Annotated in this window: 15 protein-coding genes; 7 read left to right on the forward strand and 8 right to left on the reverse strand. The window is 59.8% G+C overall.

The genetic code is table 11. The annotated features are described in order from the left end of the window. Positions 1–126 precede the first annotated feature (126 nt). The 5 genes from VMX79_08310 to VMX79_08330 form a co-directional block, all read right to left on the reverse strand. Complete coding sequence (locus tag VMX79_08310; protein HUV87100.1) at positions 127–1,131, reverse strand: hypothetical protein; 1,005 nt, start codon at positions 1,129–1,131, stop codon at positions 127–129. A 61-nt stretch (positions 1,132–1,192) separates the two neighbouring features. After that, entirely contained in the window at positions 1,193–2,203 is a 1,011-nt protein-coding gene (gene amrS, locus VMX79_08315; GenBank protein HUV87101.1) for an AmmeMemoRadiSam system radical SAM enzyme, read from the reverse strand. Next, positions 2,200–2,436, reverse strand: coding sequence for a hypothetical protein (locus VMX79_08320; GenBank protein HUV87102.1), 237 nt, complete (start codon positions 2,434–2,436; stop codon positions 2,200–2,202). The genes amrS and VMX79_08320 overlap by 4 nt, the downstream gene beginning before the upstream one ends. Then, positions 2,414–3,109, reverse strand: coding sequence for an HAD-IA family hydrolase (locus VMX79_08325; GenBank protein HUV87103.1), 696 nt, complete (start codon positions 3,107–3,109; stop codon positions 2,414–2,416). The genes VMX79_08320 and VMX79_08325 overlap by 23 nt, the downstream gene beginning before the upstream one ends. Before the next feature lie 12 nt (positions 3,110–3,121). Continuing rightward, entirely contained in the window at positions 3,122–3,931 is an 810-nt protein-coding gene (locus tag VMX79_08330) for a purine-nucleoside phosphorylase (GenBank protein HUV87104.1), read from the reverse strand. 141 nt (positions 3,932–4,072) lie between these two features. Between VMX79_08330 and VMX79_08335 the strand changes: the two genes are divergently transcribed. The 3 genes from VMX79_08335 (at position 4,073) to rpsT (ending at position 5,821) form a co-directional block, all read left to right on the forward strand. Continuing rightward, positions 4,073–4,927, forward strand: a complete 855-nt coding sequence (locus VMX79_08335; protein ID HUV87105.1) for a hypothetical protein — start codon at positions 4,073–4,075, stop codon at positions 4,925–4,927. Next, the gene (locus tag VMX79_08340) at positions 4,914–5,375 is read left to right on the forward strand and encodes a hypothetical protein (protein HUV87106.1); all 462 of its coding nucleotides are present in this window, start codon (positions 4,914–4,916) and stop codon (positions 5,373–5,375) included. The genes VMX79_08335 and VMX79_08340 overlap by 14 nt, the downstream gene beginning before the upstream one ends. 170 nt (positions 5,376–5,545) lie before the next feature. After that, positions 5,546–5,821, forward strand: coding sequence for a 30S ribosomal protein S20 (rpsT, locus tag VMX79_08345; protein ID HUV87107.1), 276 nt, complete (start codon positions 5,546–5,548; stop codon positions 5,819–5,821). A gap of 51 nt (positions 5,822–5,872) precedes the next feature. Here rpsT and holA read toward each other — a convergent pair whose 3' ends face one another. Genes holA through VMX79_08360 form a run of 3 tightly spaced genes read right to left on the reverse strand, consistent with a single transcriptional unit; the run spans position 5,873 to position 7,913 of the window. Then, positions 5,873–6,865 (reverse strand): DNA polymerase III subunit delta, encoded by a 993-nt coding sequence (gene holA / locus VMX79_08350; GenBank protein HUV87108.1) that lies wholly within the window; start codon positions 6,863–6,865, stop codon positions 5,873–5,875. 6 nt (positions 6,866–6,871) lie between these two features. Continuing rightward, a complete protein-coding gene (locus tag VMX79_08355) occupies positions 6,872–7,381 on the reverse strand; it encodes an LptE family protein (GenBank protein ID HUV87109.1) in 510 nt (169 codons plus the stop codon). Positions 7,382–7,394: 13 nt separating this feature from the next. Continuing rightward, the gene (locus VMX79_08360) at positions 7,395–7,913 is read right to left on the reverse strand and encodes an HNH endonuclease (GenBank protein ID HUV87110.1); all 519 of its coding nucleotides are present in this window, start codon (positions 7,911–7,913) and stop codon (positions 7,395–7,397) included. A gap of 229 nt (positions 7,914–8,142) precedes the next feature. Here VMX79_08360 and VMX79_08365 point away from each other — a divergent pair, with 229 nt between their 5' ends. From VMX79_08365 to VMX79_08380, 4 genes are all read left to right on the forward strand, one after another. Beyond that, a complete protein-coding gene (locus VMX79_08365) occupies positions 8,143–9,105 on the forward strand; it encodes a 6-bladed beta-propeller (GenBank protein HUV87111.1) in 963 nt (320 codons plus the stop codon). Positions 9,106–9,331: 226 nt separating this feature from the next. Further along, the gene (locus tag VMX79_08370; protein ID HUV87112.1) at positions 9,332–10,156 is read left to right on the forward strand and encodes a hypothetical protein; all 825 of its coding nucleotides are present in this window, start codon (positions 9,332–9,334) and stop codon (positions 10,154–10,156) included. Positions 10,157–10,591: 435 nt separating this feature from the next. Then, entirely contained in the window at positions 10,592–13,252 is a 2,661-nt protein-coding gene (locus VMX79_08375) for a TonB-dependent receptor (GenBank protein HUV87113.1), read from the forward strand. Positions 13,253–13,419: 167 nt separating this feature from the next. Further along, complete coding sequence (locus VMX79_08380) at positions 13,420–15,519, forward strand: hypothetical protein (protein HUV87114.1); 2,100 nt, start codon at positions 13,420–13,422, stop codon at positions 15,517–15,519. Positions 15,520–15,524: the final 5 nt, after the last annotated feature.

Below are 15,524 nucleotides of genomic sequence, written 5' to 3' on the forward strand. Positions count from 1 at the left end.
GGCGCGGAGGTCAACGGGGGAGGGGGAATAAAAAACCGGCCGGGAGGCCGGTTTTCGTTTGAACTCAAAACACCCACCGCACGTCCCCCGGCGGCGGGGCCCAGCCTTCGAACTAACTCGGGAGTACTAATCGGCTTCGGGAGCGGCTATCCGCCAGAGTGACGCCGGGGTATTTTCTTGGTTCGTAGGCCGCGATTCGAATACTATCCATTTACCGTCGGGGGACCAGGAAGGCGAGCGGTCATCGTAATCCGGGTCGTTCGTAATGCGCACCGGGGTTCCCCCTCCGGCAGAGATGGTAAAGATCCTTTTTACCGTTAAGCCTCCTTCACCGCTTGCGTAGACGATACGGGAACCGTCCGGCGACCAACTACCGTCTATATCTTGTCCCTCGTTGTCGGTTAGAGCCTTAACATCGGATCCGAAAAGGTCCATCGTATATATGTCCCAATCCGCTTCATCTTCTCCGTACTCCCGGCGTTGGAATACGATAAGGTTCCCCGTAGGGGACCAATTCGGCGACGCGTCCTGCCATTGTCCTATGGTGTTTTTCGAAATTATATCAAAACCCTCTCCCGTAACGCTTACGCGGCAAACGACGCGATTAGCGTATTTCCCTTCCCCGGAGTAATACTCGAAAACAACCGATTGGCCCATAGGGCTAAAACCGGGGCTTACGAAGGAGACCGTTTTCTCGGCGTGAGTTATTACGTGCTCCAATTCCTTTCCGTTGCGCCGAATCGTCCAAATGCCGTACCCCGGGGTGAAATTCGACGAAAAGACAACCTTGTCGGAGTCCGCGGTCCAACATATCCCCGACCTATTTATGGCGTTGAAGTCTTCGTCGTCTAATAGGGCGGTTGCCGACCGGTATGTATTCGAGTAGAGGTACAGACCCGCTGGGCCTTTTTGGTAACCGTGGTGGAACAGAGTGAAAAGTATGTATTCACCGTCCGGCGAGATAGCGGGGTTTTGCGCGCTCGCCCCATCCGGCGGCGAGTAGACCAACGTAGCCCCGTCTTCACGCGAGGGCTTTTCGCTATCGTCTTCACCGTCTCCGCAGTTAAGTATTGGTAAAGAGAGTAGTACGGCGAAGACCGCTATACTTTTTTTCAAGTTCGTTTGCGCCATGTTATCCTCCTTCCGGTATTTCTCAATAAGTGTATAGGCTTCTAAGTTGCGGCGTGCGATGTCATAGCACCCACCGCACGTCCCCCGGCGGCGGGGCCCAGACGCCGGCGACCGTTGCGCCGCATTTGGCGCACTTGTCGCCGTCGAGGCGGTACGCCAAAATCTGGTAGCCGTGGCGCTCGACGACCGGCTGGCCGCAGCCCGGGCAATACGTATTGTTGCCCGGGTGGCCGGCAACGTTCCCCACGTACGGATATTTCAACCCTTCCTCGAGAGCAACGTTGCGGGCCATCGTCAGCGTCGCCACCGGCGTCGGCGGGAGGTTAGCCAGCTTGTACATCGGGTAGAAGCGCGAGAAGTGCAGCGGCGTCTCGGCGCCTAAGTTATCGCGGACCCATCGCACGAGCGCCGCGACGGCCGCCGGCCCGTCGTTGAGGCCCGGCACAAGAAGGTTGGTCACCTCGAGCCAGAGGCCCTCCTCGCGCATTATCTTGAGCGAGCGGAGGACCGGCTCGAGCCGGCCGCCGCAGACGTCGCGGTAGAAGTCGTCCGACATCGACTTCAAATCGACGTTGGCCGCGTCGGACACCTTACATAGTTCGCGCAGCGGCGCCGGTTCGATATACCCGGCGGTGACGAGGACGTTCTTCAGGCCCCGCCGCCGGCCGAGCCGCGACGCCTCCAGCGTATACTCGTAGAATATAATCGGGTCGGAGTAGGTGTAGGCGACGGAGATGCAGCCGGTGCGCTCGGCCTCGGCGACGACGCGCGCCGGCTCGAGGTCGACGTTGCGCGCGTCCTCGGGGTCCGTTTGGCTTATCTCCCAGTTCTGGCAGTACTTGCAGTGGAGGTTGCAGCCGGCGGTGGCGATGGAGTAAATCGCCGTCCCGGGGAGAAAGTGGAACAGCGGCTTCTTCTCGATGGGGTCGACGTGGGTAGTGCAGGGCTTGCCGTAGACCAGCGTGTAGAGGGTCCCGTCGACGTTCACGCGGACGCGGCAGTCGCCGCGCTGGTAGTTGGCGAGGACGCAGCGCCGCGGGCACAGCTCGCACTCTACCGCCGGCGCCGTCACGGCGGCGTTCCCTCGTCGGCCGGGGGCTCGAGGCGGTGCCAGTACTTGGCCTCCTCGAAGGAGAGGTTGCCCTCGGCCTGGGCTTTCTCGAACGCCTTCTTGCGCGCGGCCTCGTCCGCGGCGCCGGGCGCGCGCGCGGATATAATACCCTGGATGCCGATATAGGTCGCGACGGCGAGGCAGGCCGCGACGATTATCGTCACCGCGACGTTAGCTTTCCTCGGCTTCTTCATTTAACTCGTCGACGATGCGGACGACGTCGGCTATGTCGTCGACGGCGTAGTCCGTCTCGGCGCAGCGTTCGCCGCTGGTATCGCCATAGCGGGCGTAGACGGTTCTGATGCCCAGCGCCCGCGCCCCCTCGACGTCGCGGGCCGGCCAGTCGCCCACCATCAGCGCTTCCTCGGCCGCGACGCCCAGCTCGTCCAGGATGAGGCGGAAGGGCTGGGGGGCCGGCTTCCGCACGCCCGTATCTTCGAACGTGACGACGGCGTTGAAGATGTTGTGCAGCTGCAGATAGGCGAGCCGGAGCCAGGCCTGGAGCCGCGGCGCGTCGGAGAGGACCCCCAGCTTGATTCCGCGGCGGAGCAGCTCGAGCAGCGTTACGTTGACGTGGGGGTAGAGCGTCAGCGCCCCCTCCCGGGCGCGCCGGTACGCGACCACCGCGGCGGCGTGTATGCGCGGCTCGAGCTTCCCGTACGCCGCGATGAGGTAGCGGTCGAAGACGCGCTGGTACTCGATCCCCTCGGCGTCGTAGACCTCTTTTATGCCGGCGATAATTTCGTCTTTGGGGCGGGGCAGGCCGGCGTCGATCATCGCCTCCGCCGCGGCCTCTATCGCCCGCTCCTTCATCTTCATGAAGTCGTTGAGCGTGTTATCGAGGTCAAATATGACTGCGCGTATCATGTATATATTATATCACTTCTCGCCGAGGGTAGGAAGTAGAGCCTCGAGCAAGGTTTTGATTTGCCGGCCGGGTTCCTCGGCGCCGAGCAGGACGTCGTCGTGGCTCGCGGCGCCGCCGGCGACGTTGGCGACCGCGCACAGCGCGAGAACGCGCAGGCCCGCCTGGCGAGCGACCAGCGCCTCGTTGGGAATGGACATGCCGACGACGTCGCCGCCCAGGCTCGCGAGGGCGTGCGCTTCGGCGGCGGTCTCGTATTGCGGCCCGGGGACGCCGACGTACACGGCCTCTTTGAGCATGAAACCCAACGGTTCGGCGACCTCTTCGGCCCGTTCGCGAATGTCCGCGTCGTACGCGTCGGCGGCGGCGACGAAGCGGGGCCCGAACTCGTCGTCGTGGCGGCCGGCGAAGGGCGACGCCGCGGCGAAGTTTAAGTGGTCGCGAACGACGGCGACGTTGCCCGGGCCAAACTCCTCGCGCAGCGAGCCCACGGCGCCCGTGAGGATGACGGTCCGGCAGCCCAGCCGGGCGAAGAGGCGTATCGGCAGCGTCGCGACGTCGGCGGGAATCCCCTCGTAGAGGTGGAGGCGGCCTTCGGCGACGACGACGTCGACGTCGCCGGCACGGCCGAAGGCGAATAGGCCGCGGTGGCCTTCAACGCTCGGTTTCGCCAAGTGCGGGACTTCGGCGAACGGGACCTCGCACACGACGTCGAACGCGGGGCGCGGCAGGCCGGAGCCGAGGACGACGGCGACCTCCGGCTCGAGTTCACACTTGCGGCGGAGGTAGCGGTACGATACGTCTACGTCTTTGGGGGTTAGCATTAGGGCGTCCCTTCCGTAACTAATATAAAATAAATTCGGGGTTTTGGCAAATATCGTTTACGCGTCCGATGCTACGGTAGACGGGAAAATAAACTAGGGAATGAGTATTTTTAGGTTCATCGTTGACACGATGGTAACGATATGTTATATTATTATCAGGCCGTTCGGGTAAAACTGCCGTGCTGGAATAAAGCTTTAATAATTACTATTCGGCTCCTTACGAGTTTTAAAATTACCGACTTAAAAAAGTCGGTGGGAGGGAGGGCTGTCGTGCACTTAAATCCCTTCACTAATTTTTTGAAACTCCTCTACGGGACAGTGATGGAACAACCCGTAGTCGAGAGCGACCTCGCCGGGACCAGCGGCCCGGCGATTGCGTGGTTGGAACGCGAGCTCGGCGAAGAGCGCGATAAGTATGACCTATACATAATCGCCGGCGAGTTGAGCCTAGCTTTGGCCGGTAAGGAGTTTTTCGAATCTCTAGAACGCGCCATTGGACGAGGGAAGAACGTCTGGATTTTTTGCGGCCCCCGGATAATGATTTCCGACAAATCCGGCGAAAACGGCGGTAGTAACCGTATAATCGATTTAATAGGAAAATACGGGACGGAAAGTAGTCTCCACATTTTGTATATAGAAGACCTCGAGGCCACGCCTCCGTTCCACTTTTGCTTATGCGGGGATAACGTTATAATCGAGAAGCCGCACCTGCCGAACGCCGGTTGGGGTTCCCTGGAAGTAGTCCCTATTAGAGACAGCGTCCTTTGGAGCTTCAGGCTAAGAAAATACCTCGGCATTTTGTTTAATGATAATAGAATCAAGATCGTGAAAAGGGTTGACGATATAAAACCGTACTTCAGGGACGAAAAAGGGCTTTTGGCCTACACGGAAGAGTTGGTTAATAGCGGTTGGTACGACGGTTTCCCAAGGTTTTTCCAGGAAATGAATTTGCAATCTTTGGATAAACGAAGAGAGTCGGCTTGTGAAAGACGGTAATTCCTACGGTTTTATTTGCGGGGAAGCGCCCCCCTTTATAATTATTGCGGTATATGCGGGGTTTATTAGTTTAATTTTCACAGTGTTAGAGAAGTTTGGCTCTAAGTCGCCTCGGGTGAAGAGGAAAATTAACGAGGTATTCCTTATTCGCGTTGACAAGGAAGCAGCTTGGCGCCCAAGGATAAATACGGAGCTTATATATAAATACTTGAAGGTTTTGGTTTTCGGCGGTTTCTTGGTCGAGTTGATAAGGGTGTTTTTAATTAAGTCTACCGCCCTTATGGAAAAGTTTTTTTACTTTTACGACTCCGTAGTAGTTTTTTTGTTATTAACGAATACGGTTCTAATATTCTTTTTGGGCATATATTTCTGGAAACGAGAAACTGAAGACGTATCTACCCTAGATAGATTCGTCCCGGCACGCGTTGATAATCCAGGCGGGGGCTAAGCCGTTTCGAACGAAATCGAGTAAATTATACTTACCCATTCGAAGTATAAGTTGATTACGAAAACCGGGCGTCGGAAGCGTTCTTAAATAAAGTATATAATCCCCCAGCTAGGCTCTTAACGGCGCCGCTATTTTGTTAGTTCAACGGTCCCCGGACGCGGAGGCACGACTTGGGAACGAAGAGACACGCGAAGAAGAGACATCGGCAATCCGAGCGGCGCCGCGACCGCAACCGCGCCGTCCGCAGCGCGACGCGTACGGCGGTAAAGAGAGCCGTGGTCGCCGTCGAGGCCGGCCCGCCGGAAGAAGCGAGCGAGGCGTACCGCCGCGCGCAACGCGCCATCGACGTCGCCGCGCGCAAGGGCGTAATTCACAAACGCGCCGCCGCGCGGAAGAAGTCCCGCCTGGCGCGGCGGGTGCAAAAAGCGGCCGCGCCCAAGGAATAAAAAATAACTATTTCGGTGAAACGAGAAAAGCCCCCGCGGGGGGCTTTTTTATTATGCGGCGGCGCGGGCGGCGAAGAGCTCGAGCGCGAGGGCCGCGGGCACGCGGCCCGTCTTGACGCCGCGGTCGAGCTCGGCCAGGAGGTGGTGCAGCTCGGCCAGGCGCTCGGCGTCGAGCCGTCGGGCGGCGTCGACGTACTCGCTGACGTACAGCGGCGGGACCTTAAGCCGCGCCGCGATTTCGGAGGAGCCGAGGCCGGCGGCGTAGAGTTCCTTGGCGAGCCAGATGAATCGGATTTGGCGCGCGAACAGGCCGATTAACGACTCGGGCCGCTCGCCGGCCAGCATCAGGCGGCGCAGCGCCTCCAGCGCCGGCCCCAACCTGCCCTCGCCGACGTAGCGGACCATGTCGTAGGCTTTTTCGACGCGGCTCGCCGCGACGACGTCGGCCACGGCGTCGGCCGAGAGCTCCTCGCCGCCGGCGTACGCGCCCAGCTTCTCCAGCTCGCGGACGACGGTGAAGAGGTCCGGCGCCAGCGCGTAGTCGAGGTACGCGGCGGCCTCGTCCGACAACTTGACGCCCAGCCGTTTCGCCTCCGCGGCGATGCGGGCGCGGCGAGCGTTACCTGTCAGGTGCTCGAACGTGTAGACGGAGCCGAGTTTGTCGAAGAGCTTGAACAGTTTTTTGCGCCGGTCCAGCTTCCCCTCGGCCCAGAAGACGACGACCGCGGAGGGAGACGGTTCCGCGGCGTACTCGGCCAACGCGGCCAGGTCGGCGTCGCCGTACTTCTCGACGCCGGTGCCGACGAGCAGCCGCCGTTCGACGAAGAACGGCGCGGTGCGGGCGCGTTCGCACAGTTCGGCCGCGGCGGCGTTCTCGAGCCGCTCGAACGCCATCTCGGCCGGCGATTCGCCCACGACGATTTTCTTCAACGCCTCGAGCGCGCGGAACTTTCGATACTCGTCGTCGCCCTCGAAGACATAGGCCGGCTCGAGCCGGCCTTCCTTGATGTCGCGCGCTAAGGCCTTCAGTCGTTCTTCCGACATGGCGGGTTACCAGCCTTGGAGCGTTCGGTTGACGATCTTACGGGCCAGCTCCTCGGCCAGGCGGTCCAGGGCTTCGTCTTCGGTCTCGGCTTTGGTCGCTATGGCGTAGTACGATACCGATTCGTACATCGAGGGTTCCTGCCACAGGACCTGGTTGTTTATCAGGTCCGTGAAGGTGACCGAGACGACGACGGCGAGGTTGTACTCTTTGACGACCTCCTGGACGTCGTAGCTCAGGGCCTCTTTCTTGTAATTTACGATTTCTACCTGGAGCTTCGAGTCGGCGACGTCCTCGCCGGCGACGTCGAGGGTGCCGTCGGCGACGAACTCGTCGATGACGGCGTCGGTCAATACGCGCTCGGCGCCGTACTTGAAGGTCCGGGGGTTTTTAAACAGCGGTATGGCTACCGATTTGATGTAGCCCGGGACGTTGGGGTTGAAGGTATACGGGCCGCAACTTAGGAAGGCCGCGGCCATAATGGCGAGCACGAGTGCCGTGGCGTTGGCTTTACGCATCTCGGCATCCCCCTTAATCGAGGAAAAGGTATTTTCGCCAGTGAACGTTGCCGGCGAGGTCCGCGGCGTAGATTTTTTGAAGGTAGGGGAGGAAGGCGGGCTCCTTGGGCCGGCTGAGCAGCTTCATCCTCGCCTCCTCCGGCGTGCGGTCCGCCTTGAGGTTGTTGCAGCGCTGGCAGCACGCGACGACGTTTTCCCAGGCGTGCTTGCCGCCGACCGCGACGGGTATCACGTGGTCGATGGTGAGGTCCGACTTTTGGCGGCCGCAGTACTGGCAACTGAAGCCGTCGCGGCGGAGTACGTTTTTACGGTTAAACTTAATCCGGCGCCGGGCCGGATTTATGTATTGCATGAGGCGCAAGACCGACGGCGCGGGGAACTCGGCGCTGGGCGACCGCAGCACGACGCCGTTGGTCTCGATCGTCTCGGCCTTCTCCAGGTACAACAACCCCACGGCACGCCGGAGCCCTACTATGGCCATAGGCTCGTAGCTGGCGTTGAGTAACAGGACGTTGGCGTTCAAGTCGGCCATAATTTATAATACACAATATAATACCTGACCGCCGGAAAATCAAGGCTTTTTTCGCTGGACGCGGTTTACCCCGGCCTTGACATCGTGGTTGGAACCGGTTACGATATAGGTGGACGGTAGGCGCCGGCGTTCGTTATAAATAAGGTGTAAGCGTCGTCGCCTTGCGGCGTGAGACCGGCTTTCCCAAAGGGTTTATTAATGGGAAAAACCGAGAGAGGATGAGTACGGCGTGAAAAAAATAATAGCTTATACGGCGTCGGCGTTTACGGCCGCGGCCGCGTGGGGCATCTGGGTATACGAAGGCGGTTGGGGTAGCGAAGGGCGCGGCGACGGCCAATTCTACTTCCCGCGCAGCGTGGCTTGCGCCCCGGGCGGGAACGTCTACGTGGCCGATACCAGCAATAACCGGATACAATATTTCACCGCCGACGGTTCGTTCTTGGGTAAGTGGGGTAAGGTCGGGTCCCTCGAAGGCCAGTTCAAAAACCCGCGCCACCTCGCCGTAACGTCGGGCGGTCGCGTCTACGTGGCCGACGGCGGCAACAGCCGCGTGCAATATTTTACGGCGAACGGTTCTTTTCTCGGCGCTTGGGGCTCGAGCGGTACCGGCGACGGCGAGTTCGATATCCCGCGCGGGTTGGCGCTGGCGTCCGACGGAAAAGTTTATATAGCCGATACCGACAACTTCCGCGTTCAGTACTTTACCTCTTCGGGCTCGTTCCTGGGTAAATGGGGCTCCGAGGGTAAAGGCGACGGCCAATTCAACCTGCCGCGTGCCATAGCCGTCGCCCCCAACGGCGACGTTTACGTGGCGGATACTCAGAACCACCGGCTCCAGTACTTCACTCCCGCCGGTTCTTTTCTCGGGAAATGGGGCAGCCTCGGCGCCGCACCCGGGAAATTCCAAGTTCCTACGGGTGTCGCCGTGGCGCCCGACGGCACCGTCTTCGTGGCGGACCTGGCCAACTTCCGCATACAATATTTCACGCCTACCGGCTCGTTCCTTGGGACGTGGGGGAAGAGAGGGAGCGGCCCCGGCGAGTTCAATTATGCGTACGGCGTCGCCGTTGCGCCGGGCGCGGTTCGCGTCTATACGGCCGAAATGCGTAACCACCGGATACAGTATTTCCGGGAGTCCGAACCCGCCGTCTTGCCGACGTCGTTGGGCCGCGTTAAAGCTTTGTTCGATTAGATGTTCGCGGGGCGGTCGGGAAAACAGCGGCCGCTATTTTTGTCTTGACAATAGGAATTATTTGGTTATAATCGGTATTAGAGGAGGGGGATTCCGCGTTTCGACCGCGCGTATCTACGGGAAGACGTTCTTAGTGCGCGGGAACGTTTGCGGGTAGAGGAAGGGCTCCGGGATGTTTTGAAGTTACGGACTAACTGGCCCTTTACCAAAACCTAGGGGGTGATTCGTGATCATTAAACGTGCGATAATAGCCGCGGTGGTTTGCACGGCAAGCGTGGCGTTCGCCGGAATGGGGTCGTTGATAGCGTCGTTCCCCAACGCCGGTAAAAGTACCCATTACGGCATGGCCGCGGACCTCGAATACCTATATTCGTTCCATAACGACATCGTCCGGGATTACCCCATAAACGTCCTCCGGCGGTCCGACGGGTTCTTTGTACGGTCGATAGAGGTCCCGTTCCCGCCGTTGGAGAAACCGTACGTCCGGGGGGTTGGTTACGAGGGCGACGGGACGTTGGGGCAGGGCTACCTCCACCTGAATAACTACGGGTACCGGTACGTCGCGAAGGTCCGGGTGGCCAACGGGAAGCTGGTCGGCTCGTGGCAATGGAGCGGCGGCGACAACAGGTACGGCTTATGCGCCGAGAACGACAAGACCCGGATCGGGACCCTTAAGGGTTTCTACCAGAGCTACTTGAGCGGCGTCTGGTGGCACTCCGATAAAAAGGGCAGCTTGATATCGTCGTGGCGGTCGCCGGTGACGAATTACGCGTACGACCTCGCCTGGGATTACCGCAACAACTTTATCTGGTACGCCAACTCCAGCACGAATTGGGTCTTCGGTATGACGACCGCCGGGTCCATCCGGGAGTCTTGGCCTTTGAAAAGCGGCGTTCGGTACGCGTACGGCATCGCCTATTACGCCCACCGCTTGTACGTGAGTACTTCCGGCGGCTCTCCGGACGAATACATCTGGGTTTACGATTGCCCGGTGTCTACGGCCCGCGTCGAGCCGGCTTCCCTGGGCCGGGTCAAGGCCTTGTTCGAATAAGTTAGGTCGCCGGGGGGCCGGTCGGCGAACGCCGCCCAGGCGCGGCGGGCCGTTAAGTCGCCGTGTTTGGAAGGGCGCCCGGTAAGCGGAGGTGAGTGCGTCCGCGTAGGGGCGTTACTGTACGGGTAGTTGTGCATTTTGTTTGGCTAATTAGCTCGGCGCCGCGAAGGGGCGCCGGGCGGTTTTTTTCGCTTGACACGCTTCCGAGGCGTATGTTAGGTTTTTGAGCGAAGGAAGTAACTAGATTGGGTAGATTAGGCGTGCGGCCGGGGCGGTAAGGCCGGCTGGGCGCCCCGAAGGTATATTGCGAATCGGCGCTAGGAGGTGAACGAGGGTTTTAAGGAATAAGATATACGGTTTTCTAAACAACGTACGACAACAACGGCGCTGGACGCCAACGTTCCCTAAACATCCGAAAGGGGGTGTCCTCTTAGCGTGCGCGTAAAATATTTAAAGAGAAATCTCGCCGGGGCAGCGTTGATATTGCTCGCGGCGAACGTAGCGGGCGCTGCCGACACCGGGACGATTTCCGGTTTGGTAACGGGCCAGAACGGCGAGCCCTTATCCGGGGTTTTTATCGTCGTAAAGGGTGCGCAGCGATTTGCCACGTCGAACGCTGACGGGTATTACGTCATCACGCCGGTCCCGGTAGGTATATTCGAAGTTAAAGCGTCGCGTATAGGCTATACCGAACAGGTTAGGACGGGCGTTAAGGTCATCGCCGGCTTGAGGACCAATGCTTCGTTCCAACTGCAGTCCGGCGGGGCGACGGGTACGGTCTACATCCAATCGGAAGAACCTCTCATCAAGTGGACCGAGACCTATACCGAGGTCATTATCGGCAGAGAGCAGCTCGATACCCAGGTAGTCGATGAATTCGCCGACGTGCTTGTTCGGACGCCCGGCATCGTTTACGAGACCAGCGACGCGTCTACGTTGAACCTCCACATCCGCGGCGGCCGCGGAAGCGAAATCGCGTACATCGTAGACGGCGTGAACATTACCAACCCCATCGTCGGCGGCGCCGGCATGCAGATCCCGGTCGACGCCATAGAGCAGATGAACGTCATCACCGCGGGTTGGGACGCCGAATTCGGCGAAGCGCAGTCCGGGATTATCAACATCCAAACTAAAGAGGGCCGCGACAAGTACACCGGCGAGGTAGGCGTAACCCAGGAGATTTACACCGCCAAGCGGGAGTGGGATTCGCACAAGGCGCTGGAGTCGACCGGCCTGGAGGACCCTGCCAGCCCGCTCATATCTTGGCACACCGCGACCCGCGAGACCAAGTACTCCAAGTACCGCGGCTCGTTCGGCGGCCCCATTTGGCCGGGCGTCGACGAACTCGGCTACTTCGCCGCCGGTGACTACACCCGCGACTGGAGCGTATACCCGCTACCGGAGCCCGCTATTCAGTGGAACGCCAACGGCAAGCTCTCCATCAGGCCTACCGGCCGGGTGCGTATGGTCGTGAGCGGCGGCCGGGCGTGGGAAGAACGCCAGCTCTTCAAGAACGAGTACCAGTACAATCTCGACGGTTACTACTACCGCAAGGAAGGGTCCAGCCGGTTGAGCGCGAACGTTACGCATAACGTATCGGACCGCTTCTATTACAGCGTTACCGGCGCGACCTTCAAGAACAACCGTTCGCTCATAACGGGCGGGAAGCACTGGACCGATTACGACCTCAACCGTGTTAAAACCGACCCCACCGGGTGGTTCGTAACCTCCGGCGACTTTCCCATCTACGAGACGCGGGACCAGGTCTACTTCGACGGCAAGGCCGACTTCCAGTACGAAATAGCCCGTGTCGGCGACAACCGCGCGTTGTCCTTGAACGTCATCAAGGGCGGCGTGGGGTTCAAGAACCAAGACGTCAACTTCTACCAGGTTCAGACCTATCCGGCCAACGTCTACACCAACATCTTCCACGTCTATCCCTTCGAAAGCCACGCCTACCTCCAGGATAAGCTGGAATACTCGGGTATGGTAATTAACATCGGGTTGCGTTTCGACGTCTTTGCCCCCAACGCGTCGTACCCCGACGACCCCTTCAACTACCGGTGGGGTTTCGCTCACAGCCCGACCTCCGGCGAGGAATTGGTAGGAGTCAACTCCGCATCGCCGTACCGCTTCTATTGGGATATGCCGCGGCTCGAGGCGAAGAATTCCTATCAGGTGAGCCCGCGCGTGGGCGTCTCCTACCCGATCTCGGACCGCGATAAACTCCACTTCTCGTACGGCCACTTCTTCCAAGTACCGCCGTTGATCTACCTCTACCAGAGTACGCAGACGCAGTTGACCGGCGCGTACCCCATTATGGGTAACCCGGACCTCGCGCCCCAGAAGACGGTGCAATACGAGATCGGCGTCGAGCACCTCTTCACCGACGACCTCAAAGCCAAGGTCTCGGCGTACTTCAAGGACATCCGGGACCTCATCGACACCGACCGTATCAACTACGCGCAGGGTTGGAACTACACCAAGATCGTGAACGCCGATTTCGGTTCGGTGCGCGGCATGGAGCTCACCATCGATAAACGGATGACGAGGCACTTCTCCGGTAATCTCGGATATACCTTCTCCGTGGCCAAGGGCCTCGCGTCTAACTACTATCAGGGCTATAACTACGCGTACCGCGGCTGGAACGTTCCTAACCAAGAGAACCTGCTCAACTGGGACCAAACCCACAAGCTCGACCTGACCTTGGACTACCGGACTAATTTCAGCATCCACAACTTCGGCGCCAATACCACCGTCTCCTACGGGTCCGGTATGCCTTACTCCAAACCGCCGTCGGGAGCCGGCCAGCCCGAGATTAATTCCGAGCGTATGCCCTGGACGTTGAACTGGAACGTGAAGGGCGAGTACTCGGTAACTTATTGGGGCTTGACCTACACCGCCTTCTGCGAGGTTATCAACCTCCTCAACCGCGAAAACGTTTTCAACTTCGGCGAGGACGAAGGAGACGGCGCGGGCTCCGACTGGCTGCCGTGGTACTACCGCTACGGCGACCCGAACGGCCCGTACGACGATATGGAATGCTTTGGCGACCCGTTGCGCTTGCGCGTCGGGTTGGACATAGGGTTCCTCTAATAACGAATACGTTGGGGGTCGCCCAGGCCGGCGACCCCTCCCCCCCCGAATCTCTTCCGAGAAAGGAGAGGGGAGAGTTGAGGATAATAAGACGAATAGGGCCGATACCACGTCTAATCTTGACGGGTGTAGTGGCCGCGGGCGCGGTTGTACTCTTGACCGCGGCTATGAAGAACGGCGTTCGCGCCGGGCCCGGCGGATTGGACGTACGGGTGTTTGACTACCTGGACGTCAATAACTTCTGGATGAAGATCTGGAACCAGCAGATGATCGGCGACAGCACGAGCGATACCAACGGCGAGTGGCCCGGCGGTTCCGGCGTCCATTACGTCTACGCCGGTTACACGTGGTTCGGCACCTTGATAAGCGGCGAGATTTACGTCAGCGGCGCTATGGCCATCGGCAGCGGCTCAGACCCCGAGTGGCACGAGCTCCCACCCACGGAGAACGAGCTGCTGATGAGCGACAAGGGCAACTGGGAGGAGAAGAAGCCGTCGTACGTCAAGACCACCGGCGACCTTGACTCCTACGCCATATGCGACGACTCCCATGCGGGCGAAAGAGGCCCCATCCCGTGCCAGCTCGAGTACCACGGCATCTGTTGGTCCGCGCCCGGCCACGACGACTGGATCGTCCTCGAGTGCTGGCTCACCAACAAGAACTCGAGCACTCTCGATGATTGCTACATCTCGCTGGCGTACGACATCGACATCGGCGGCTCGCTCGACTACATCGACGACCTCGTCGGTTACGAGGGCAACGAGGTCTACGACCTCTGGACGAACCCGACCAGGGCGGGCGCCGACTGGACGGAGGAATTCCCCGACGGCATACCGGACGAATACGACGCGGTTAACTTCACCTCCACTTCCGCCACTAAGCCCATCGACAAGGAAATGAACGGCTGGCCCCGCATGATGGCCTACATGTACGACGAGGGCGGCGAAGCCCGCGACACGCCGGGCTATTGCGGCGTCCGCGTCATGGGCTGGATGGACGACGCCGAAAAGGTCGACAGCCTGATCGAGATCTCGAGCCAGCACTCCTGGGACATCATGAACGACCCCGATACCGACGCCTACAAGTACGGCTACATGATCGACGTCGGCACCTTCGAGGAGATCAACACCGCCTACGACTGGCGCATCGACCCGGCTTTCGGGCCCTTCGAGATGGAACCCGACGAGGTCCTCCACTGGTGGACCGGCGTAATTATGGGCCCCGACCTCAACGGCCTGCGCAAGAACTCGGATGCGCTGTACGCCGACTTCCTGGGCCCCGACGGCCTACCGGGAACCGGCGACGACTGGGAAGTGGTATCGCCGCCGACGTCGCCCCGTTTGGTGGGGGTGCGCGGCGACAACCAGGTAACGATTCGCTGGAACCCGCGTTACAAGGCGGGTAAAAATACCGAGACCGACAGAGACCCCCGTTCCGACTTACGGGATTTCGACGGCTACATCGTGTGGCGCTCCGACGTCGGCTTCGACTCCGGCTGGACACCGGTCCTGTGGGTAGACAAGCTAAGCCAGAAAGGCCCCGATAACCCGGACGCCGACAAGAGGTTCTACGCTTGGGGCTGGCGCGTAAAGAACCGGCCTAAGCTTTTTCTTAACGAGGTTGTCCCCACCGGTCAGGGTAACGAACCCGATTTACAAGGAAAGACGGCCGTAGCTCTCGAGGATATCGGTGGGTCGTTCCCGACGAATACCCGCGGGGGCGGCGCGGTGCGGTTGCGCAAGGTTTCCGGCTATTACGAGTTGGTGGACGGCGTGGACGCGACCGGCGTCGTCACGGGTGACCTGAATAACGGTACCCGCTACTACTACGCCGTCGTGGGGTACGATTTCGGTAGAAAAACCGAAAAGGGCGGCGACCGCCCGACCGCGGGCGGTAGGAACGTCAACGCGCTAGAGGTTATTCCCTTACCGATGGCGCGCGACGTAATGGACGATATCCGTGTAGTTCCCAACCCGTACAAGGGCAGCGCGGATTGGGAGGAGTGGACCGGTTCCGGCGTACGCCTCGGCAAGATCTACTTCATGAACTTGCCGGAAAAGTGCACCGTCCGGATCTACACCATCGCGGGAGATCTCGTCCGTATGTTGGAACACAACGACGTCACCTTCGGCGCCTTAGGCTGGGACCTCACCGGCGAAGCGGGCGTCCAGGTGGCGAGCGGTATCTACATCTATCACGTTGATGCGCCCGATTACGGCGAGAAGCTTGGGAAGTTCGCCATCTTAGTCGGTCGCCAAAGCCAATAAGGGAG

The organism is bacterium, assembly GCA_035529855.1.
In the GTDB taxonomy this organism is placed as follows: Bacteria; RBG-13-66-14; B26-G2; order WVWN01; family WVWN01; genus WVWN01.

Excerpts from the sequence above, each read along its gene's own strand:
- holA (HUV87108.1), bottom strand. The coding sequence starts at position 6,865 with ATGTCGGAAGAACGACTGAAGGCCTTAGCGCGCGACATCAAGGAAGGC.
- VMX79_08330 (HUV87104.1), bottom strand. The coding sequence starts at position 3,931 with ATGCTAACCCCCAAAGACGTAGACGTATCGTACCGCTACCTCCGCCGC.
- VMX79_08355 (HUV87109.1), bottom strand. The coding sequence starts at position 7,381 with ATGCGTAAAGCCAACGCCACGGCACTCGTGCTCGCCATTATGGCCGCG.
- VMX79_08310 (HUV87100.1), bottom strand. The coding sequence starts at position 1,131 with ATGGCGCAAACGAACTTGAAAAAAAGTATAGCGGTCTTCGCCGTACTA.
- VMX79_08380 (HUV87114.1), top strand. The coding sequence starts at position 13,420 with ATGAAGAACGGCGTTCGCGCCGGGCCCGGCGGATTGGACGTACGGGTG.
- VMX79_08320 (HUV87102.1), bottom strand. The coding sequence starts at position 2,436 with ATGAAGAAGCCGAGGAAAGCTAACGTCGCGGTGACGATAATCGTCGCG.
- VMX79_08335 (HUV87105.1), top strand. The coding sequence starts at position 4,073 with ATGTTATATTATTATCAGGCCGTTCGGGTAAAACTGCCGTGCTGGAAT.
- VMX79_08325 (HUV87103.1), bottom strand. The coding sequence starts at position 3,109 with ATGATACGCGCAGTCATATTTGACCTCGATAACACGCTCAACGACTTC.
- VMX79_08360 (HUV87110.1), bottom strand. The coding sequence starts at position 7,913 with ATGGCCGACTTGAACGCCAACGTCCTGTTACTCAACGCCAGCTACGAG.